We start from the raw sequence: 21,467 nt of genomic DNA, 5'->3' as shown, positions 1-21,467 counted from the left end.
TTCGGAGGCCGATGAGACGCCTGCAAAAACAAAAACCGCGGTTGCCAGGGCAACCGCGGTTCAGAAGCAAATTCTGATCTTTAAATCAGGCGGCGGGGGCAACGATCGCGGGTTTGCGATAGGCCGGCTCGCCGGTGATTCCGAGAAGGAAATTGATCTGCGGACGCGCCTTGACGAGGTCGTCAATGGAGTATTCCGAAAGCACTGCAAAGAAGGCGTTGAGCGCCTTGCGCAGCGCCGAATTCAAACCGCAGCTGTCGACCAGCGGGCACTCGACCTCACCGTCATCCTCGAAGCATTCGGCCATGGCGAAGCTGTCTTCCGTCACCCGAACGACGTCGAAAAGACTAATGTCGGCGGCCGGTTTGCCCAAGCGCACGCCGCCGTTGCGACCGCGCACGGTTTCGACCAGACCCGCCTTGTTGAGCGGCTGGAGGATCTTGAAAAGAAAGAGCTCGGAAACGCCATAGGCCCTGGCGATTTCCGGAATCCGGCTCAAGTGTCCGTCGTTGGCAGCACAATACATCAACATGCGAACCGCATAGTTGGTCTGCTTCGTCAACCGCATGCCATTCTCCTGACTCGTCTGTTCAGACCTATATAGGCGGTTTGCTAGTTTTGAACAATTCCAAAATATGAAATTCGCATTCAGCTTATGAGGCCATTTGCCGCGACGTCAATCCCGCTTCAGGATCTCGACGTAATCCAGAATCGCCTGCTTGCGCTCGGGCGTGCCTGGATGAGTGGACAGCATGCTGGTGCGGGAGTGGTCGCCGAGCTTGGTCTCCAGCAGATCGAAAAATCTGGCGATCGCGACGGGATCCATGCCGGCCTTGCGCATCAGTTCGACCGAGCGCCGGTCGGCCTCAGCCTCGGCACCGCGAGAATAGGACAATGCGAGCAGGCCGCCGCCTTGCGTCAGGATGTCCTCGACGCCGGAGCCGATATCGCCGGCAATCAGCATGACGAGACCGGCGACGCCCGCGGCCCGATAGAGCTGCCTGAGGCTGTGCTTGTATTCGACATGGCCGATCTCGTGGGCGAGAACGCCTGTTATCATCTCGTCGTCGCCACCCGCCAATTCGATCAACTGGTCGGTGAGGACGATATTGCCGTCGGGAAGCGCGAAGGCATTGGGACCGATCAAACCGCCATTGCGAAAATTCAGGACATAGCGGTCGGCGCCGCCTTCGGCATTGGCCGCCACCTTTCGGAAGCGATCGGCGATTTCGGCCTGCCGGATCTCCTTTATGTGGCTTGGAGACAGCGCCGTCGTATCAAGCGTGTTGAGAGCGCCATAGGACATCATCTCAGAGACGACAGGCGGCGTCACGAAGATGGCGACTTCGACGAGCGCCGGCAGCGCATAACGATAGATTCCGACGGCAAGCAGAACGACCGCGACCGCGAAAACGAAGATGCGGGGATGAAACTCTTCAAGCCGATGCACCCATCCGCTTTTGCCGCCAGCGCGAAGAAAGGCATCGATTGCGTCATTGTCGGCGCTCTCGAAGACCGAACCGTCGGTAAAGACCGCACGCCGGGGGATCGATCCGACGCGCGCCGTAAAGGAGACCTTTCCGATGGCGCCATCGGAAAGAGCCGCATCTTCCGCGGTCACGGCGATGAGGCGCCCGCCCCGCGACAGCAGGCGGGCGGGAACGGCGGCGCTCGAATGCGGCGGATACCATTCCCCCGTCGCGATGGTTTCTCCGTCAGAAACCAAAATCAAGCCCTTCCATGCTGATATATTCCGAACCGACGGCAGTGCCGCTGGCTTCAAACTGCGCAAAGACCTCGCCGATCTCGCCTTCGATGCGGATCGCTGTGTGCTCGGTGACATAACGCGCCAGCCGAACCGCCGCCCAGGGGCGCATCAGGCCGAGGGTAAGCACCGTCACCACGACGTTCGATATGGCGATCCAGGCATAGCGTGCACGGGAAAGATCGCTCCGCAAGACATGCCGGCCGTCGATCCGTGTCGACGACCAGACGATGTTGTGGACAGCCGCCCGATAGATGAGACCGGCAAGGCCGTAGATGATGATGAGGCCGAAGACGACCAGATACATTCCCGACACCACCATGAAGATAAGTGGATCACTCTCAACCGAGCTGGCATCAGAAGCCTGTATCCCGACGACTATGATCGCAATCAAGGCAGAGAGCACGACCGCGCCCAGCACGACCATCACGGCCGGGATGACAAGCGCGCCGTAAAGCGCGCCGAGCTTGGGATCGGTATCGAAAGGCCGGTTGCCGTAGCGGAGATTGTTGAAAATGTAGCGGTTGAGCCAGCGGCTGGCGAAGGGCGCAAGCAAACCCAGCGACAGGACGGCGACGAGGCTTCCGAGCATGACGGAGACGAAGGCGCCGCCGGCGGAGCCGGTGAAATCAAATCGGACGTTGCGGTAGCTGGTCACGCGGGCGTTGAAACGAATGCCTCTTACGATCAGCCAGGGAAGTGCGATGAGCACAAGGATCGTGGTCACAAGCGAGAACAGCGGATGGATCGCCGCCAGAATGTTGACCACGACAAGGAAGGCGAAGACGATCAGGCGGCCGATGAATATCTGCATGCCGGTGGCGTGATATTCGAAACTGCGGTCGAGCAGGACGGTGTTGCCGTAGAAATAACGATTGCGCCGCACCTTCGCCCAGGCCGAATAGATGCCAAGCGTTACGATCGTCAGAAGAACGTTGACGATCCAGATGCCGAAATATTCCGATGCCGTGCCGGTGAACCTTGCACGCTCGAATGCGTTCGCCGCGGCGCCCGCGGACACTCGATTATCCATATTTTTGCTTCCCCCAAGCATAACAAGCCCACCGGCTCATGACGGGAATCACGCGACCGGCAGCTCATCTGAAAGCAAATCTGGCAAAAATCAACAACCTGGAATCGAAAAATCCGGGGGCTGAAAGGCCCCCGGATTGCAGATTGAAGATTGGAAACTTGTGAAGATTACTTCATCGTCGGCATGACGAATTCCGCGCCGCTCTTGATGCCGGAGGGCCAGCGGGCGGTGACGGTCTTGGTCTTCGTCCAGAACTTGATCGAATCCGTCCCGTGCTGGTTGAGGTCGCCGAAGCTCGATGCCTTCCAGCCGCCGAAGGAGTGGTAGGCGAGTGGAACCGGGATCGGAACGTTGATGCCGATCATGCCGATATTGATGCGCGAGGCAAAATCGCGGGCGGCATCGCCATCGCGGGTGTAGATCGCAACGCCGTTGCCGTATTCGTGCTTCATCGGCAACGACAGCGCTTCCTCATAGTTGTTGGCGCGAACGACGGAGAGGACAGGTCCGAAGATCTCGGTCTTGTAGATATCCATCTCAGGCGTGACGTGATCGAACAGGCAACCGCCGACGAAGTAGCCGTCTTCATAGCCCTGGAGTTTGAAATCGCGGCCGTCGACGACGAGCTTGGCGCCTTCCTCGATGCCGCGGTCGATCAGGCCGCGAACACGGGTATAGGCTTCCTTGGTGACGAGCGGGCCCATGTCGGCCTTGTCGTCGGTATAGGGGCCGATGCGCAGGGATTCAATCTTCGGCGCCAGCTTCTCGACGAGGCGGTTGGCGGTTTCTTCGCCGACCGGAACGGCAACCGAGATTGCCATGCAGCGCTCGCCGGCCGAACCGTAGCCTGCGCCCATCAGCGCATTGACGGCCTGATCCAGGTCTGCATCCGGCATGATGATCATGTGGTTCTTGGCGCCGCCGAAGCACTGGGCGCGCTTGCCGTTCATCGCCGCGGTGCCATAGACGTAGCGGGCGATCGGCGTCGAGCCGACGAAGGAGACGGCGCCGATATCGGGATCGGTGAGGATCGCGTCGACGGCGCCCTTGTCACCATTGACGACGTTGAGGATGCCGGCGGGCAGGCCGGCCTCGATCATCAGTTCGGCGAGGCGTATCGGCAGAGAGGGATCACGCTCGGAGGGCTTCAGGATGAAGGCGTTGCCGCAGGCGATTGCCGGTGCAAACATCCACATCGGGATCATGCCGGGGAAATTGAAGGGGGTAATGCCGGCGCCGATGCCGACCGGCTGGCGGATCGAATACATGTCGATCGCCGGGCCTGCGCCCTCGGTGAACTCGCCCTTGGCAAGATGGGGAATGCCGCAGACGAATTCGCAGACTTCGAGGCCGCGGATGACGTCGCCTTTGGCATCCTCGATCGTCTTGCCGTGTTCCTTGGAGAGGATTTCGGCAAGCTCGTCCATGTGCTTGTTCAGGAGTTCGACGAACTTGAAGAAGACGCGGGCGCGGCGCTGCGGATTGGTGGCAGCCCATTTCGGCTGCGCAGCCTTGGCGTTTTCGACGGCGGCACGCAGTTCCTCGACGCTTGCGAGTGCTACCGTCGCCTGCACTTCGCCCGTCGCCGGATTGAAGACGTTGCTTACGCGGCCGCTGGTGCCGGCAACCTGCTTGCCGCCGATGAAATGACCGATCTCACGCATGGGTGTTCCTCCTGTTTTTGGATGGCCGACAATCGCACTTCAATTTGCACAAATCAATGCGCTGATATAAGCAACCGTTGTGCGTAAATTATAGCCCTATCGTAGCATCAGGCGCTGCCGCTGCTTTCAAACTTGGTACGGCACGCCAACAAGTCAAACCCCAAGAGGAGGTCAAACCGATGAGCCGGAAACCCGTGGTCCGAATGGCGGAACTGGAGATCGATCCGGACACGCTTGAAACCTATCGCGCATTGCTCACGGAAGAAATCGAAGCATCCGTCGCGCTGGAAGACGGCGTCCTTTCCCTGAGCGCTGTTTCCATCAGGGACAACCCGAACCGGATCCGCATTCTTGAAGTCTATGCCGACCGGGAAGCATACGAGGCCCATCTGCAGACACCGCATTTCCTCAAATACAAGAACCAGACGGCGGGCATGGTGACATCGCTGACGCTTATCGAGGTCGATCCGATCGCCATGCGTGCCAAGCCATGAACTGGGACGATGTTCGTATTTTCCTCGCCGTCGCCCGCACCGGGCAGATCCTTGCCGCCTCGAAGCGTCTGGGGCTCAATCACGCAACGCTCTCGCGGCGACTGACTTCGCTCGAAGAGGCGCTGAAGACGCGGCTTTTCATCCGCCGCACGAATGGCTGCGAGCTGACGGCCGAAGGCGAAGTGTTCCTGGCATCCGCAGAGCGGATGGAAACGGAAATGCTCGCAGTACAGGCGAGCCTCGGCCACACCGATACGGCAATTGCCGGGACTGTGCGCGTCGGCGCGCCCGATGGGTTCGGCGTTTCCTTTCTTGCGCCGCGCATGGGCAGGTTGATCGAGCGCCATCCGGAACTGAAGATCCAACTCGTGCCGGTGCCCCGCTCTTTCTCGCTCTCGCTGCGCGAGGCCGATATCGCCATCACGCTGGAGCGGCCAGAGCAAGGTCGGCTCGTCTCCTCCAAGCTCACCGACTACACGCTCGGCCTTTATGCCTCGCGGGATTATCTGGCGTCACAGGGAGCACCTGCCGATATCGACGCGCTCAAGGCGCATCGCCGCATCGGCTATGTCGAAGACCTGATCTTCACCGCGTCACTGAATTTTTCGGGCGCAGTCATGCGAAGCTGGGATGCAGGCTTCGAGATTTCGACGGCGATCGGACAGACGGAGGCGGTACGAACAGGCGCCGGCATCGGCATCCTGCACGACTATATCGCCAGGCAGTATCCGGAACTCCAGCGCATTCTGCCGGAGGTTTCGATCCGGCGCGCCTATTGGACGACCTATCACGAAACGGCGCGCGACCTGCTACGCGTCCGGAGTGTCGCCGATTTCCTCCAGGAACTCGTCAGCGCCGAACGGAATATTTTTCTTTAGGTCTCGAAAGTGTGTTTTGCCGGTTCGTCGTTCTCGTCGGGATTGGGAACGGGTGCCTCGTCGGGCAGCCGGTCAGGCTCCGGTTCCTTGATCGGCGGCACCGGCTTCCAGCCGGGCCCGGGCATCGGCGGCTGGTCTGGAATGGGTTCGTTGGGCACGGACATGACCGCCTCCCTTTCGTGATTTCAGTTTACGTGACGTTCGGGGCTATTTGTCCGGCTTCAGCGATTCGGCAGCACGCATCGGCATGCTGTCGATGATGGCGAAGAGCTCGCCATCGGTAATTGGCTCGCTGGCCTTGAGCTTCACGGTGCCGTCCTTGCCAAGCAGGAAAGCGGCGAATTCGCCGACCTCCGGCGCATCGAGATCGCGGCGGATCGCTTCGCCGTCGAGGCCGTCAACCGCACCGAAGAGTGGCCGAACGCCAGCGCCGGAAACCTTGAGCACCACCAGATCACGCTCATCGAGCGCTGAGCGGTCGGCCAGCAGGTGATTTTCCTGCCGGGCGGCGCGGGAATTATCCCTGTCGGCGAAAACAACGAAGACGCGGTTCTTCCACTGGAACTGGGCGAGGCTTTCGACCGGCGCATAAGCGCTGTTGGTCTCGTCGATCTTCGTCGCGCCGTAGAGCAGGGTTTTCGACATGCATATTCTCCCGTTAATATGGAGAACGACCCGGTGCGGCATGGGTTCCATCGAAACGATAGGACCAGGTTTTCATTTTTGACGTGGGGGAGATGGTACGGTTGGGGGGTCTCGAACCTCCGACCTCAGGTGCCACAAACCTGCGCTCTAACCAACTGAGCTACAACCGCATAAATCGCGCTTGGCGCGACGGGGGTCACATACGAGGACTTGGAGATGAATTCAAGCCCCATTCCTCGTCAATATACAAAAAGGCTGGACGCGAGGTCCAGCCTTTTATCTCCGATCGGTAAGGACCGATCACGCAACCTTGAAGGAAGCCATGGCCTTTTCGGCGGCGTCCTTGGAGGGCTTTGCGAGCTTTTCGGCCACCTGCTTGGTGGTTTCCTGGATCGACTTCGCCTGCTCGACGGTGAGTTCGGCCTGCTTGCGGATGAACGAGGTCTGCAGCTCGAAGAATTCGGCCGGCGACTTGACGCCGAGCAGCGCTTCGAAGTGCGACAGCGAGTTCTCGGAATTGATGCGCAGGATGTCGATCGCCTTCAGGCCGATCTCGACGCTGCCGGCCTGTGCCGTCTGGACGGTGGCTTCGAGCGTCTTGCCGGCTTCCTCGCCAGCGGTCTTCAGCTTGGCATAGGCATCCTTCGACTGCTGAGCGCCCTTTTCGGCGAATTCACGGAAAGATTCCGTGAACTTGGATGGGTCGAAAGAAGCAATTGAAAAAACGTCGTCGGTCTTTATGGTAGCCATGGGTCGCATCCTTTGGGTTGAGGCAGCCGCTGCCTGCGATAGTTGGATGATGCTTATATAAGACATTTCATTGTGCATTGCAACAATTATTGTGCAGCGCACAAGACGTTAACCTTTCCGGCCGAAAACCCCCTCCTCTTCTGGACCGGCATGCGCCCCGCAGTTATTAATAAGCCGTTAATTTAAGAAGGCCGACAGCGACAAGGTTCGAACATGCCCGCAGTCCAATATCCGTTCATCGATATCGCCGTGCATGCACGGGTGCGGGAACGCTTTTCACGCGGCGAGGCCATGGTGCTGTTTTCGGCCGATCTTGCCCGCCTGCTCTGGGCGAATGGTGCAGGTGCGGAGCTTTTCGGCCATTCGGCAGTCTATGACCTGCTCGATCAGGGGGTCGACCGCACCGACATCACCTTCCGCCAGCTGGAAACCGCCGCGCGCCAGCTGACCGATATCGGTGACAACAGAAGCCTGATGATCCGCATCGCCAAGGGCTTCCAGCGTGCACAGGTGCAGGCGGCGGCCGAACTGATCCGCCTTTCCCAGGGCGAAAAGGCCATCCTGTTTTCGGTGCCGGTCTCGGCAAAGCCACTCGCGGCCGGCGCATCGGCCGCTCAGATGCTACAGGGACTTGATGATCCCGACACGCATATGGCGGTGATCGGCGCCAATGGCGAGGTCATCGCGGCTTCGCCGGGCTTTGCCTCGCTCGGGATCTCCGAGCAGACGGCAAAGACCTTGATCAACCTTGCCGGCGCGCATCCCGACCGATTGGTGAAACGACCTGTCGCCACCGCCAGAGGCAATCTTCCGGCCGCGGTCGGCAAGCTCAGCGACGATCCGGCGCTCAATCTGCTGTTTGCGGTGGAGACCGCGATCGGTCATCTCGACCCGCTGGACGCGCCCGCGCTCGATCCAGTCGATGCGCCCACGCTCGAGCCGGTCGATACGTCCGCACAGGAAGAAAGCGTGCCGCCGGCCGAAGTGCTTCAGGACGAACCTGTCGCCGCCGCAGGCTTCACCGAAATCATCGACGCGGTCTCGGGGATCGAAGAGGTCGAGGAGGCTATCGAGGAGATCGCCGGCGAAAGCGAACAGCCAGCCGAGACAGTCGCGGCATCCGCAGACGAGGCGATTGAAGAGACGAATCCTGCCGCGGATGCGGAGCCGGAGAGCGACGGCGGCATGATCGATCGCAGCGCGGATGAGACCACTGAGCCCGTCACGGTCGTCGAGGACGATTTGACCTCCATTGCGGAGACGGTGGAAACGGCGACGACGACGGAACCGCCTGTTGAAGCCAGCGAAACGCCGATCGAAGACGCGCCGGAAGTGGTCCACGAAGAGCCTGCCATCGAAACGCCTGTGGTCGCCGATGCCACCCCCGCCCCTCAACTTGAGGCTGAGCCCGGCTTCGTCTTCAGGCCGAACAGCCGCGCCACTCGCTTCGTCTGGAAGATCGACGCCGAAGGCCGGTTCAACGAAGTCAGCCACGAATTTGCCGAGGCCGTCGGTCCGCATGCGTCCGACATCATCGGCTCTGCCTTCGGCGATGTCGCCGCCCTCTTCAATCTCGATCCTGACGGCAAGCTTTCCGAGGCGCTCGCCCGCCGCGACACATGGTCGGGCAAGACGATCCTTTGGCCGGTCGAAGGCACCAGCCTCGTCGTTCCGGTCGATCTGGCGGCGCTGCCCACCTATACCCGCAACCGCGACTTCGATGGTTTCCGCGGCTTCGGTGTCGTGCGGCTTTCCGATGCGCAGGAAGATCCGCTGGCGCTCGGCCTGACGCTCGGCCCTGATGGTATCGGCCATGATGCAGCGAGCCTCGGCCCACCCGCCGAGACCAATGCCGAGGTGGTACGCGAAGCGGAGACAGCGCTCGAAAATCCCCTGATCGAACCCGCGCTGACGCAAGAGGTCGAGGATCAGCCGTCGCAGACGGAGCCAGCGCCGCAAGAGCCAGCGCCGGAAGAGCCAGCGCCGGAAGAGATTGCCACCGAGCAGGCGACCATCGGGACACCTGCCCAGGAAATTGCTGCAGAAAAAGTGGAAGGCAGCGCCGATGCCGGCGACGTTTCCGCCGCCGAGCCGGTAGCGGAACTTCCGCAAGAACCGCCGGCACTTCGCATTTCGGAAACGCCCAATCGCCGCTTCTCCGACAAGATCGTTCAGCTCCACAACAGCGGTGCCGGGCTGACGGCCGCCGAACACGCCAATTTCCGCGAGATCGCCAAACGCCTCGAAGCCTTCGGCGCCAACAAGAACGAGCCTGCCGCCCCGGCGCCGACGGAACCCAACGCCACCGAAACCTCCAGTTTCGAAGAGGCATCCGGACCCGAAGCGTTCGAGACCGAAACACCCACCACCGACCAGGCGGACATACCGTCGGTCGAGGAGATCGCGTCGCAGGAGGCGATCTTCGAGAATGCCGTCGAGGCGGAGCGCGAAGATGATGACGCCGCCGAAGAACCGGCTGTCATCGCCGAGGACGACGCAACGGAAGGGCTTGAGGAGACGGCCAGCCAGATCGAGGTTCTCACCAGCTTCATCCCGCCGCGCATCAAGATGACGGACGGGCTTTCGGTGGGAACGGTCGACCAACTGCCTGTTGCCGTGCTCATCCATATCGGCGATGCGCTGATCCATGCCAATCCGGAATTCATGCGGCTGACGGGCTACGGCACGCTCGACGCATTGCGCGAAGTGGGCGGCATCGAAGCCCTGCTTCAGCGTCGCGAACTCGAGGAGAAGGCCGCAGGCTCCGGCACCATGATGCTCGTCAAGGCCGATGATACGCTGGCGCCGGTGACCGCGCGGCTGCAATCGGTGCGCTGGGAAGACGCCAACGCCCTGATGCTGGCGCTGATGCCGGTGGAAGGCAAGGAAGATGGCCGCGGCGACGCAAACCGGTCCGATGGCCGATCCGAGGGCCGTTCCGAAGGCCGTTCCGAAGGCCGCCCCGAGCGGATGGTCGAGAAGGTCGCTAAACTCCAGGTCGAAGTGGAAGAATTGCGCTCGATCCTGGAAACGGCGACCGACGGCGTCGTCGTCATCGGCACGGAGGGCGACATCCGCTCGATGAACCGGTCGGCTAGCGCGCTTTTCAATTACGACGAACAGGAGACGCGCGGCAAACCCTTCGTCATGCTCTTTGCCCATGAGAGCCAGAAGGCAGTCATCGACTATCTGAACGGCCTCTCCGACCATGGCGTGGCAAGCGTGTTGAATGACGGGCGCGAAGTGATCGGCCGCGAGGCCGCCGGCGGTTTCGTGCCGCTGTTCATGACGATGGGCCAGCTCACCTCCTCCAATGGCTATTGCGCCGTCATCCGCGATATCACCCAATGGAAGCGCACCGAGGACGAGCTGCGCAACGCCAAGGGTGCGGCCGAAACCGCCAACGCCCACAAGACCGATTTCCTCGCCCGTGTCAGCCACGAGATCCGCACGCCCCTCAACGCCATCATCGGCTTTTCCGACATGATGGCCGGCGAGCGCTTCGGGCCGATCGGCCATCCGCGTTATATCGAATATGCCAACGACATCGGCCGCTCCGGCCGGCACGTGCTCGATATCGTCAACGACCTGCTCGACATTTCGAAGATCGAGGCGGGCGAGATGGATCTCGATTTTGCTGCCGTCGGCCTCAATGAGGCGGTCTCCGAGGCCGTGGCTCTGGTACAGCCGCAGGCGAACGGCCAGCGCGTCATCATCCGCACGGCGCTGTCGCATGCAGTGCCCGAGGTCGTGGCGGATCTGCGCTCGATCAAGCAGATCGCGCTCAACATCCTGTCGAACGCTATCCGCTTCACCCCGTCAGGCGGGCAGATCGTCGTTTCGACGTCCTATGAGGCGAATGGCAGCGTTGTGTTGAGGGTCCGCGATACCGGCATCGGCATGACGCGCAACGAGCTGGACCAGGCGATGAAGCCGTTCCGGCAGGTCTCCTCGACCCAATCGCGTCACCGCGGCGACGGCACCGGGCTCGGCCTGCCGCTGACCAAGGCGATGGTGGATGCCAACCGGGCGGTTTTCTCGATCAATTCGGCGCCGAACGAAGGCACGCTCGTCGAGATCACCTTCCCGTCGCAGCGGGTGCTGGCCGGTTGATAAAGAAAAGGCAGCCAGGAGGCCGCCTTTGAATTTGGTGCTGTTCAACAAGAGCTCAGTCGATCAACGTCATGTTTCGGAGGCCGGAAGGCCCCAGGCCGCATCGTTCATGTGCGGCCCCCAAGTTAGCTTCACCTTTGACAAACCTTTCTTAACGAAAGGTTTCCATGACAGGAAATTGATGAAGGGTGAAAGCTTGTAATCTACGATCGCTGTCAATCCTTCAGCTCGCTTAGCCCGGCGAAAAGCCCCAGCGCCTCTGGATTGGCAAGCGCTTCCTGGTTCTTCACCGGCCGGCCGTGAACGACCTCGCGCACGGCAAGCTCGACGATCTTGCCGGATTTGGTGCGGGGAATATCGGCAACCGCGATGATCTTCGCCGGCACGTGCCGCGGCGAGGCGCCGGTGCGGATGCGGGTCTTGATCGCCTTGATGAGATCCTCGGTCAACGTCACATCCGGGGCAAGGCGAACGAAGAGGATGACGCGCACGTCGTCGTCCCAGTCCTGGCCGATGCAGAGCGCCTCGACCACCTCCTCCATTTGCTCCACCTGATTGTAGATCTCGGCCGTGCCGATGCGAACGCCGCCAGGATTGAGCGTCGCATCCGAGCGGCCGTGGATGACAAGGCCGCCATGCTCCGTCCATTCGGCGAAATCGCCGTGGCACCAGACATTGTCGAACCGGTCGAAATAGGCGGCGCGATATTTGGCGCCATCGGGGTCGTTCCAGAACATCACCGGCATCGAGGGGAAGGCCTTGGTGCAGACCAGTTCACCCTTCTCTCCGCGCACCGGCTTGCCGTCATCGTTCCAGACGTCGACCGCAAGGCCGAGGCCGGCCCCCTGGATCTCGCCGCGCCAGACCGGCTGCAGCGGATTGCCGAGCACGAAGCAGGAGACGATATCGGTGCCGCCTGAGATCGAGGCGAGCTGTACGTCTTCCTTGATGCCCTCGTAGACGAAGGTGAACCCTTCCGGCGACAGCGGCGAACCGGTGGACGTCATCAGCCGCAGGCTGGAGAGATCGTGGCTGACGCGCGGCGTCAGCCCGCCTTTGCGCACCGCGTCGATATATTTCGCCGAGGTGCCGAAGATGGCGAATTTCTCGGCCTCGGCATAGTCGAACAGCACGTTGCCATCGGGGGCGAAGGGCGAGCCGTCGAACAGGCAGAGCGTCGCGCCGCTGGCGAGACCGCTGACCAGCCAGTTCCACATCATCCAGCCGCAGGTGGTGAAATAGAACAGCTTCTCGCCCGCCTGCAGGCCGCAATGCAGCCGTTGCTCCTTGAGGTGCTGCAGCAGCGTGCCGCCGGCCGAATGCACGATGCATTTCGGCACGCCTGTCGTGCCCGACGAAAAGAGAATGTAGAGCGGGTGCGAAAAGCCAAGCTGCGTGAACTCGACCTCCCTTGCCTCATAGGGCGCGACAAAGGCCTCAAGCGTTAAAGCCCCCGGCGTCTTACGCGCCACGGCCTCCGCGTCGCCGGCATAGTGGACGATGACCGTGGGCACACCCAGATTTTTTGCGACCGTGGCGACCTTGGCGCCGACATCCTGCAGCTTGCCGGAATACCAATAGGCATCGCAGGCGATGAACAGCCTTGGTTCAATCTGGCCGAAGCGGTCGAGCACACCCTGCTCGCCGAAATCAGGCGAACAGGACGACCAGATGGCGCCGATCGAGGCGGCGGCGAGCATGGCGGCGACAGTCTCCGGCATGTTCGGCATCATCGCGGCGACACGGTCGCCTTTGCCGATGCCGAGTGCTGCGAAGGCCTGCTGCAGCTTCGAGACCAGCACGCGCAGCCGGTCCCAAGACCAGCGGTCCTCGGCCTTGTCCTCGCCGCGGAAGATGATCGCATCGCCCTCACCGCGGCCCGACAGCAGGTTTTCGGCGAAGTTCAGCGTCGCATCGGGAAAGAAGCGGGCTTCCAGCATGCGGTCGCCATTGGCAAGCACCTCTGCGCCACGCTCTCCCTTGACGCCGCAGAAATCCCAGACGGTCGACCAGAAATTCTCCCGCTCGGCCACCGACCATGCATGCAGATCCTCAAAGCCTGAAAGAGAAAGCCCGAAATCGGCATTGCAGCGCTCCATGAAGGCATGGATCGGGCTTTTTGCAACGGCATCCGCCGAGGGCACCCAAAGTGGTCTGTTATCCTGCATTCAATCCTCCTCCCCAATGCCGTCCTTATATCATGCTGCATTGCATTATAAAGCGCGGAACCGACGCGATCCGACGCCCAGAGTATGATGTCGAAAAGTGTGAGCGATTTTCGGACGACATCATGCTCCAACTAGTTAATTGAAAGTGTTACAGCGTCCTTTGCGCGTCTGAAAAGACGCGCGGCGCTGTAGGGATTTGCATATGCCTGATATTTCCTATATCCGGCGAAATCAGCGCATAACGGGATGACCGGCTGAATTTGCCGGCGGAGATCATGAGCACGTCAAGACATCGCAGGTGGCGCAGGAAGATCGGACCCGTTTCGCGCTGGCTTCCGGCCTTCGCCCGCCTGTCGACGGTGTTCCTGCTGATCGCGCTGGCGCTTTTCGTGGCGCTCAGAGTTGCCGCCCCCTATCTCATCTCGACCGGTTTCGTGCGCTCCGGCATCGAGGACACGCTGTCCAAATGGACCGGCTACCATGCCGAGATCAAGGGAAGTCCGGTTCTCGAATTCTGGCCGACGCCACGCATCACGCTGAACCAGATCACCATCCGCCAACCGCGCGAAAGCGGTGACAAGCTGCTCGGCAGCATTGAAAGCCTGTCGGCCGATTTCAGCCTCATCGACGCGTTGAGAGGCCGGACAAGCTTCCACGAATTCCATTTGGTGCGCCCCAACCTGGCGCTGACGCGCGACGAGAAAGGCCTGATCGACTGGAGTTATGCCGGCCTGCTCGCACGGGCGATCAGCGGCGTACGTTACGAAAACGGAGCTGAGGTGCTCGATCCCGATCTCGATGCCGAGATCGGCGCGGTGACCGTCGAGGACGGCACGCTTGTGGTCACCGACATCAAGTCCGCCACGAACTATCATTTCGACAGCGTCACCGCCGATATCGCCTGGCCGAGACTATCCGGCGCGATCTCGGCGGTGGTCATCGCCCGTATCAACGGCGAGGACCTGAAGGTCGATTTCGCCTCGCGCCAGCCGCTGCTCGCCTTTGCCGGCAGGAATGCCGAGACACGGACGTCGCTCACATCAAACCTTTTGACCGCCCACTTCCAGGGCATTGCCAGCATCGCCAGCCTTTCGGCCTTTTCCGGCAATGTCACAGCCAGCATTCCCGATGTGCCCGCACTTCTGACATGGTCGGGCAGATCGATCCCCGGCATCGCAACCCTGAAGAGCGCCTCGCTGGAATCCGACATCATGTCGTCGGGCAACGGGCTGCGCTTCAACAATCTCAGCCTCTCGCTGAACGAAGCGAGCGCCACCGGGGTGATGGACCTTTTCACCCAACCCGGCAAACGACCGAAAATCGGCGGCACGCTCGCCTTCGATCAGATGAACCTCAAGCCCTTCCTCGACGCCTTCGCGCTCAGGCTCGCAGCCGGCGAGGCGGAGGAAATCTCCGCCGGCATAAGCGGACCGCTGCGGGTGCTGGATGTCGACGTCAGGCTTTCGGCGCGGCGCGCGCAGATGGGTCTCTTCGAGCTCTCCGATGTCGGCGCCAGCATGATCGTTGCCGGCGGCGAGGCGAAATTCGATATTGGCGACAGCCAGTTCGAAGGCGGTGAAATGACCGCGCATCTGGAAGCGACGCAGCGCGACTTCGACGGCGGCGGCAAGCTGCAGCTGTCGATCCGCAATGCCGATTTCGCAGCCCTTGCCGAGCGCCTGCAGCTGAAGGGTCCGCTGCCGCTTGCAACCGGATCGCTCGATCTCGACCTGCAGTCGCCGAAGGCGATCTGGACGACCGGTCTTGCCGATGTCACCGGCAGGCTGCACTTCTGGACGGGGGAAGGCACGATTCCCGGCATCGATGCCGCAGCACTTCGGACGCAGGCGGCCGAAAAGCCGTTCTTTCCGCTGAGCGCGGCAGCAGGCGGCGCCTTCGCCTTCAACCAGCTCAACCTTCAGGCCGATTTCGCCAATGGCTCGGCCGAGATGCACGACGCCCATATCGCCGGCGCCACACAGACGTTGACACTTTCCGGCGTCATCACCTATCAGTCGAACGGGCTGGCGCTTTCCGGATCGCTGGAGGCGACCGATCCGGCCAAGGCAGCGGAGCTGCCGCTTCTGCCGTTCTTCATCGGCGGCTCATGGCCAAACCCGGTGATCTCGCCGGTTCCGCTTTTCGGCAATACGCCCCGCGCGCAATAAAGCATGTCGCGCAATAATGTGCCGCGGCGCTTTAGGCTCAGGCGCCGGCGGCTGCCGCGCGTTCGTCCCGCTGGCGCTGGATTTCACGGCGCTTGGTGACGATCGAGGCGCAGATGACACCAACGGTGACGATCGCGATCAGGATCGTGCACACCGCATTGATCTCAGGCGTCACGCCGAGGCGCACCTGGCTGTAGATCCTCATCGGCAGCGTGGTGGCGCCCGGCCCCGATGTGAAACTGGCGATCACCAGATCGTCAAGCGACAGGGTGAAGGCAAGGATCCAGCCGGAGAGCACAGCCGGCGCGATGATCGGCAGGGTGATCTCGAAGAAAGTCCGCACCGGCGGCGCGCCGAGATCCTGCGCCGCTTCCTCGATCGATTGATCGAAGCTCAACAGGCGCGACTGCACGACGACGGCGACGAAGCACATGGTCAGCGTCGTATGCGCGAGCGTGATCGTCCAGAAGCCGCGGTCGAAGCCGATCGCGACGAAGAGCAACAGCAGCGACAGGCCGGTGATGACATCAGGCATGACGAGCGGCGCGTAGATCATGCCCGAAAACAGCATGCGACCGCGAAAGCGCGTGTAGCGCACCAGAGTCAGCGCCGCCATCGTGCCGAGGATGGTTGCGGCCGTTGCCGACAGCAGGCCGACACGGATCGTCACCCAGGCGGCGTCGAGCAGGCCCTGGTTCGAGAGCAGCGAGACATACCACTTGGTGGAGAAGCCGCCCCAGACGGTGACGAGCTTCGATTCGTTGAAGGAGAAGATCACCAGGAGCACGATCGGCAGGTAGAGAAAGGCAAAGCCGAGCGTGACGGAGATGATGTTGAAACGGGTCCATCTCAGCATGACTTATTTCCCCCGCTCTTCGGCCTTGGCCTGGGCGTTCTGGAAGAAGACGATCGGGATCACCAGGATCATCAGCAGGATCGTTGCTACCGCCGAGGAGACCGGCCAATCGCGGTTGGCGTTGAATTCGTTCCAGAGCGTCTTGCCGATCATCAGCGTCTGCGAACCGCCGAGCAGGTCGGGAATGACGAATTCACCGACGGCGGGAATGAAGACCAGCATGCAGCCGGCCACCACGCCGGGGATCGACAGCGGAAAGGTGACGCGCCAGAAGGCCTTGATCGGCGTGCAACCAAGATCCTGCGCCGCCTCGATCAGCGTACCGTCCATCTTTTCCAGAGCCGAATAGAGCGGCAGCACCATGAAGGGCAGATAGGAATAGACGATGCCGATATACACGGCGGTATTGGTGTTGAGGATGATCAGCGGGCTGTCGATGATGTGCAGCGACAGGAGAAGCTGGTTGAAAAGCCCTTCCGGCTTCAGGATCGCGATCCAGGAATAAACGCGGATCAGGAAGCTTGTCCAGAACGGCAGGATGACCAGCATCACCAGCGTCGGGCGGATGGTGCGCGGCGCCTGTGCCATGCCATAGGCAATCGGATAGGCGATCAGCAGCGTGAGGAAGGTGGAGATCCCGGCAATCACCACGCTCGAGACATAGGCATTGAAATAGAGCGAGTCCTCGGTGAGGTAGCTGTAATTGTCGAAGGAGAGCTCTCCGATCTTGCTCCAGAGCCCGGCCCAACCGTCGGCAAGCGAGAAGACGGGCTCGTAAGGCGGCATGGCGATTGCCGTCGTCGAGAGCGAAATGCGGAAAACGATGAAGAAGGGCGCCAGGAAGAAGAGCAGCAGCCAAGTATAGGGGATGGCGATGACGAGGCGATTGTAGAGGCCGGACGTGAGCTTGCCCATGATGTCAATCCTTCAGCAGAATGCCGGCGTTCTCATCGAAAGAGACCCAGACTTCCTGATCGTAGGTGAAGGGGTCGTCGACGGAGCGCTGCGCATTGAGGGACGAGGCCTTGACGACAGTGCCGCTCTGCAATTTTACATGGAAGACGGTCATGTCGCCGAGATAGGCGATGTCCCAGAGTTCACCCCTGGCGGCGTTGACCGAAGCGTTGGCGGGAGGCGTGCGCCCGACCCGCATCTTTTCCGGCCGGATGGCGAAGCCGACGGCGCTGCCGGCCGAAGGTGTCTCGGCGGCGGCGACGCGCACGCTGAATCCGCTGTCGATTGATATCTCGATGGTACCGTTGCCCGATGAGGCGACCTTGCCGTCGAAGATGTTCACGTCGCCGATGAAATCCGCGACGAAGCGGGAATTCGGCGCCTCGTAGATCTCCGCCGGCGTCGCCACCTGCACGACCTTGCCGTGGCTCATGACGGCGATGCGGTCGGCCATGGTCATCGCCTCTTCCTGGTCGTGGGTGACGACGACGAAGGTGAGGCCGAGGTTCTGCTGCAGGTCCATCAGTTCGAACTGGGTTTCCTCGCGCAGCTTCTTGTCGAGTGCGCCGAGCGGCTCGTCGAGCAGCAGCACCTTCGGGCGCTTGGCAAGCGAACGGGCCAAGGCCACGCGCTGGCGCTGGCCGCCGGAAAGCTGGTTCGGCTTGCGGGAGGCGAACTGCTCAAGCTTGACCAGCTTCAGCATCTGCGAGACACGCTCGGCCATCTCGTCCTTCGACATGCCGTCCTGCCTCAGGCCGAAAGCGATATTCTTCTCGACCGTCATGTGCGGGAAAAGCGCATAGGACTGGAACATCATGTTGACCGGCCGCCTGTAGGGCGGGGTGCCGGCCATGTCGGTGCCGTCGAGCACGATTTCGCCCGAGGTCGGCTGCTCGAAACCGGCGAGCATGCGCAGGAGCGTCGACTTGCCGCAACCCGACGCGCCGAGCAGCGCGAAGAACTCACGGTGATAGATGTTCAGCGACAGATCGTCGACGGCGGTAAAATCGCCAAAGCGCTTGGTGACATTCTTGAAAGCAATGAAGGGTTTTGCAGACGGATCGGTCCAAGGCGCAAAAGCGCGGCGGATATTGCCGAGAGACTTCATATTATTCCCCGAAATACAAGGTTCTGCCGGCCTCCACCCCGGCCGGTAATTGAAAGGCCCGGACGTTTCCGTCCGGGCCCAAGGCTGAATTACTGGCCGGTGACGACCTTCGTCCAGAGGCGCGTCCCCAGGCGCTGCGTTTTCGGATCCCACGGCTTGACCGTGAAGAGGTTCTTCATCACCTCCTCGGTCGGATAGATCGCCGGGTCTTCCAGAATCTCCTTGCTGACGAACTGCTGCGAAGCCTTGTTGCCGTTGGCATAGAAGGTGTGGTCGCTCGCCTTGGCGATGACCTCAGGCTTCATCATGTAGTTCAGGAACTCGTGGGCTTCCGCGACATGGGGTGCATCGGCGGGGATCGCCATCATGTCGAACCACATCTGGGCGCCCTGCGAGGGGATCGAATAATTGACTTCGACGCCGTTCTTGGCTTCGGCCGCACGGTCGCGAGCCTGCAGCATGTCGCCGGAATAGCCGAAGGCGATGCAGATGTCGCCGTTGGCAAGCGCATTGATGTATTCGGACGAGTGGAACTTGCGGATATTGGGGCGGACGGCCGTCAGCAGCTCTTCGGCCTTCTTGAAATCCTCAGCCTTTGTGGAGTTCGGGTCGAGGCCGAGATAACGGAACGCAGTGGAGATGACGTCCTTCGGTGTGTCGAGAACGTAGATGCCGCAATCCTTGAACTTTTCGGCGACCTTCGGATCGAAGATCACTTCCAGGCCGGGCTTGACATCGGGACCGAGGATTTCAGCGACCTTCTTGACGTTGTAGCCGATGCCGTCCGTGCCCCACATGTAATCGACCGCGTGTTCGTTACCGGCGTCATATTCGGCGGTGCGCTGCTGGATCACATCCCACATGTTGGAAATGTTCGGCAGTTTCGACTTGTCGAGCTTCTGGAAGACACCGGCCTGGATCTGGCGCTGCAGGAAGTCGGCAGTGGGAACGACGACGTCATAACCCGTGCCGCCGGCAAGCAGCTTGGTTTCCACGGTCTCGTTGGAATCGAAGGTGTCGTAGACGACCTTGATGCCGGTTTCTTTGGTGAAGTCGGTCAGGATGGAGTCGTCGATATAATCCGACCAGTTGTAGACGTTGACCACGCGCTCCTGCGCATAGGCCGGCGCGGCAGCAAGCAGTGCGGTAACGGCGGCGGCCGTCACGCATAGGATGGTTGACCTCATGACTTCTCCTGTTTGTTCAAAGATTCCGCACCCGGGGTATCTTTTCCCTCTGGTTTTCGACGCAGACTAAGAAGGAATTTCACAGCCCACAAGCGCAAAATCCTGCGCCCTCAATGATTTCACAATCACTGGAAATCGAAGGCGCTAAGGCCTGCCACCATCTCGTCGAGCCCGAGCGGTCTCGTCACCGGCGGCTCGGCCCGGGAAAGGCAGCCGCGGCGCTCGCAAAGGCGACAGGCCGGACCGATCGCGACCGGATCGAGCGCCATCGCCTGCCCGTAGACCACGCCCTCGCCAAGGGCAGCATCGCAGCCGATCAGGATCGCGGTGCGCCTGACCCTTTCGCCGAATTCGACGCTCGGTCCCTCCAGCGTGCGGGCGACCGTCAGGAAGGATGCACCGTCAGGCATGACGACCGTTTCGGCGAGGATCTGGCCCGGCTGCAGGAAGGCGGCATGGATATTGAGCTTCGGACAGCCGCCGCCGAAACGGGCCTGCGGAAAGCCCTGGGCGCCGGCCCTGCGCAGCCGGTGGCCGGCGGCATCGATTTCGATCAGGAAGAAGGGAATGGCGGCCGCGCCTGGGCGCTGCAGCATGGCAAGGCGTGCAGCCGCATGGCCGAAAGAGACGCCGAAGCGCGCACGCAGAATATCGATATCGTAGCGCGTCGCTTTCGCCGCCGAAAGAAAGGCCTCGTAGGGCATTGCAAGTGCCAGCGCGGCTATGCGGGCAAGCTCAAAACGGGCGATGCGGCGCGCCTCGGCGGAGGAGAGCGAGAGATCGGCGAGTTCGGCATCGATTGCCGGCAGCAAAGCGAGAGTCGCGGCCTCGATTGATATCTCATGCGCACGGTCGGCCTGTGACAAGCGCTCCGAGATGAAAAGCCGCATCGAATGGCGATCGAAACGGCGTCGCAGATCCGGCATGACATGGACGGGCAAGACACGCACCGCGATGCCGCGCTCGGAACGCAACCAATCCTTCAGCCCGGCGGCAAGATCGAGGCCGCCGGGGAGCGTTGCGGCAAAGGTTTCCGCCGCCGTCTCGATCCGTCCGAAATAACCAGACCGGCGCTCCAGCGTCTCGCGCACCTCGTCCAGCGGCAACCGGCCGGCGGCGACCGGCGCATGCCCTTCGGCGGCCATCAGCGCCGTCAGATCGGACAGCCTTGCGGCCTGCTCGCGATAGGCGCGATAAAGCTTGATCATGCCGCTTGCGGCATTGGGTGCCGCCTCGGCCACCTCCACCAACTCCTGATCACCCGGCAGCTCGCCCGACAGCAGCGGATCGGCAAAGACCTCCTTGAGCTGGCCGAGACTGCCGCCGGTCTGTCCCCGCAACTCTTCCAGATCGACCCTGTAGACGCTTGCAAGCTTGAGAAGGAGTTGCACCGTCAACGGCCGCTGGTTGCGCTCGATCAGGTTCAGATAGGACGGCGATATTTCAAGCGCTTCGGCCATGGCGGTCTGCGTCAGCGCCAGCGCATTGCGGATGCGCCTGACTTTCGGGCCTGCGAATATCTTCCGTTCCGCCATGTCACACCCTTTGACAGGAAGGAGCGCTCATATTTACAAAATTTTACAAATTCACAGCGCCGCTCTGTCAATCCTCCTCATCTTAACCTCTTTCCATCCAGGAAATCAAAGGTTTTTCTGGTCACAGCGCGTCATATTGTCAATCTTGT

17 protein-coding genes and 1 tRNA gene are annotated in these 21,467 nt (G+C 61.4%); 4 read left to right on the top strand and 14 right to left on the bottom strand.

The genetic code is table 11. From position 1 onward, the window contains the following. Nucleotides 1-85: 85 nt before the first annotated feature. From rirA to HX899_RS32960, 4 genes are all read right to left on the bottom strand, one after another. Entirely contained in the window at nucleotides 86-568 is a 483-nt protein-coding gene (rirA, locus tag HX899_RS32975; RefSeq protein WP_003545647.1) for an iron-responsive transcriptional regulator RirA, read from the bottom strand. 108 nt (nucleotides 569-676) lie between these two features. Then, a complete protein-coding gene (locus HX899_RS32970; protein WP_138388051.1) occupies nucleotides 677-1,726 on the bottom strand; it encodes a M48 family metallopeptidase in 1,050 nt (349 codons plus the stop codon). Further along, nucleotides 1,716-2,798, bottom strand: coding sequence for a YjgN family protein (locus HX899_RS32965; RefSeq protein ID WP_181294442.1), 1,083 nt, complete (start codon nucleotides 2,796-2,798; stop codon nucleotides 1,716-1,718). Before HX899_RS32965 ends, HX899_RS32970 begins: the two co-directional genes overlap by 11 nt. 167 nt (nucleotides 2,799-2,965) lie before the next feature. Further along, on the bottom strand, nucleotides 2,966-4,462 hold the full coding sequence (locus tag HX899_RS32960; protein WP_181294441.1) for a CoA-acylating methylmalonate-semialdehyde dehydrogenase: 1,497 nt from the start codon (nucleotides 4,460-4,462) through the stop codon (nucleotides 2,966-2,968). A 179-nt stretch (nucleotides 4,463-4,641) separates the two neighbouring features. Here HX899_RS32960 and HX899_RS32955 point away from each other — a divergent pair, with 179 nt between their 5' ends. Then, nucleotides 4,642-4,956: a putative quinol monooxygenase gene (locus HX899_RS32955; RefSeq protein ID WP_181294440.1), complete on the top strand. Its 315-nt coding sequence runs from the start codon at nucleotides 4,642-4,644 to the stop codon at nucleotides 4,954-4,956. After that, on the top strand, nucleotides 4,953-5,834 hold the full coding sequence (locus tag HX899_RS32950) for a LysR family transcriptional regulator (RefSeq protein WP_181294439.1): 882 nt from the start codon (nucleotides 4,953-4,955) through the stop codon (nucleotides 5,832-5,834). The genes HX899_RS32955 and HX899_RS32950 overlap by 4 nt, the downstream gene beginning before the upstream one ends. Here HX899_RS32950 and HX899_RS32945 read toward each other — a convergent pair. The 4 genes from HX899_RS32945 to HX899_RS32930 all read right to left on the bottom strand — a co-directional run bounded on the left by HX899_RS32945 (nucleotide 5,831) and on the right by HX899_RS32930 (nucleotide 7,229). After that, on the bottom strand, nucleotides 5,831-5,998 hold the full coding sequence (locus tag HX899_RS32945) for a hypothetical protein (RefSeq protein WP_017990318.1): 168 nt from the start codon (nucleotides 5,996-5,998) through the stop codon (nucleotides 5,831-5,833). The genes HX899_RS32950 and HX899_RS32945 overlap by 4 nt on opposite strands. Nucleotides 5,999-6,041: 43 nt before the next feature. After that, nucleotides 6,042-6,479: a DUF4174 domain-containing protein gene (locus HX899_RS32940; RefSeq protein ID WP_181294438.1), complete on the bottom strand. Its 438-nt coding sequence runs from the start codon at nucleotides 6,477-6,479 to the stop codon at nucleotides 6,042-6,044. A gap of 93 nt (nucleotides 6,480-6,572) precedes the next feature. Further along, nucleotides 6,573-6,649, bottom strand: a tRNA-His gene (locus tag HX899_RS32935). Between the two features lie 130 nt (nucleotides 6,650-6,779). After that, nucleotides 6,780-7,229, bottom strand: a complete 450-nt coding sequence (locus HX899_RS32930; RefSeq protein ID WP_003545621.1) for a phasin — start codon at nucleotides 7,227-7,229, stop codon at nucleotides 6,780-6,782. Nucleotides 7,230-7,442: 213 nt separating this feature from the next. Here HX899_RS32930 and HX899_RS32925 point away from each other — a divergent pair, with 213 nt between their 5' ends. Further along, on the top strand, nucleotides 7,443-11,342 hold the full coding sequence (locus HX899_RS32925) for a PAS domain-containing sensor histidine kinase (protein ID WP_181294437.1): 3,900 nt from the start codon (nucleotides 7,443-7,445) through the stop codon (nucleotides 11,340-11,342). A gap of 215 nt (nucleotides 11,343-11,557) precedes the next feature. Here the strand turns inward: HX899_RS32925 and HX899_RS32920 are convergent, their stop codons facing one another. After that, a complete protein-coding gene (locus tag HX899_RS32920; protein WP_180194704.1) occupies nucleotides 11,558-13,510 on the bottom strand; it encodes an acetoacetate--CoA ligase in 1,953 nt (650 codons plus the stop codon). Between the two features lie 275 nt (nucleotides 13,511-13,785). On the opposite strand from HX899_RS32920, the gene HX899_RS32915 reads away from it, so the two are divergent. Next, a complete protein-coding gene (locus HX899_RS32915) occupies nucleotides 13,786-15,678 on the top strand; it encodes an AsmA-like C-terminal region-containing protein (protein ID WP_180194703.1) in 1,893 nt (630 codons plus the stop codon). Nucleotides 15,679-15,715: 37 nt separating this feature from the next. Here the strand turns inward: HX899_RS32915 and HX899_RS32910 are convergent, their stop codons facing one another. The 5 genes from HX899_RS32910 to HX899_RS32890 form a co-directional block, all read right to left on the bottom strand. Continuing rightward, entirely contained in the window at nucleotides 15,716-16,534 is an 819-nt protein-coding gene (locus HX899_RS32910) for an ABC transporter permease (protein WP_138334326.1), read from the bottom strand. A 3-nt stretch (nucleotides 16,535-16,537) separates the two neighbouring features. Further along, complete coding sequence (locus tag HX899_RS32905) at nucleotides 16,538-17,449, bottom strand: ABC transporter permease subunit (protein WP_129417974.1); 912 nt, start codon at nucleotides 17,447-17,449, stop codon at nucleotides 16,538-16,540. Between the two features lie 4 nt (nucleotides 17,450-17,453). Further along, nucleotides 17,454-18,596: an ABC transporter ATP-binding protein gene (locus tag HX899_RS32900; RefSeq protein WP_138334327.1), complete on the bottom strand. Its 1,143-nt coding sequence runs from the start codon at nucleotides 18,594-18,596 to the stop codon at nucleotides 17,454-17,456. Between the two features lie 89 nt (nucleotides 18,597-18,685). After that, entirely contained in the window at nucleotides 18,686-19,783 is a 1,098-nt protein-coding gene (locus HX899_RS32895) for a polyamine ABC transporter substrate-binding protein (protein WP_064652534.1), read from the bottom strand. 125 nt (nucleotides 19,784-19,908) lie between these two features. Further along, complete coding sequence (locus HX899_RS32890) at nucleotides 19,909-21,318, bottom strand: short-chain fatty acyl-CoA regulator family protein (protein ID WP_180194702.1); 1,410 nt, start codon at nucleotides 21,316-21,318, stop codon at nucleotides 19,909-19,911. Nucleotides 21,319-21,467: the final 149 nt, after the last annotated feature.

It is taken from the genome of Rhizobium sp. WYCCWR 11146 (assembly GCF_013591995.1).
Lineage (GTDB): Bacteria > Pseudomonadota > Alphaproteobacteria > Rhizobiales > Rhizobiaceae > Rhizobium > Rhizobium indicum.
The sequence above is the reverse complement of the archived record's forward strand: the minus strand, read 5'-3'. Positions and strand labels throughout refer to the sequence as shown.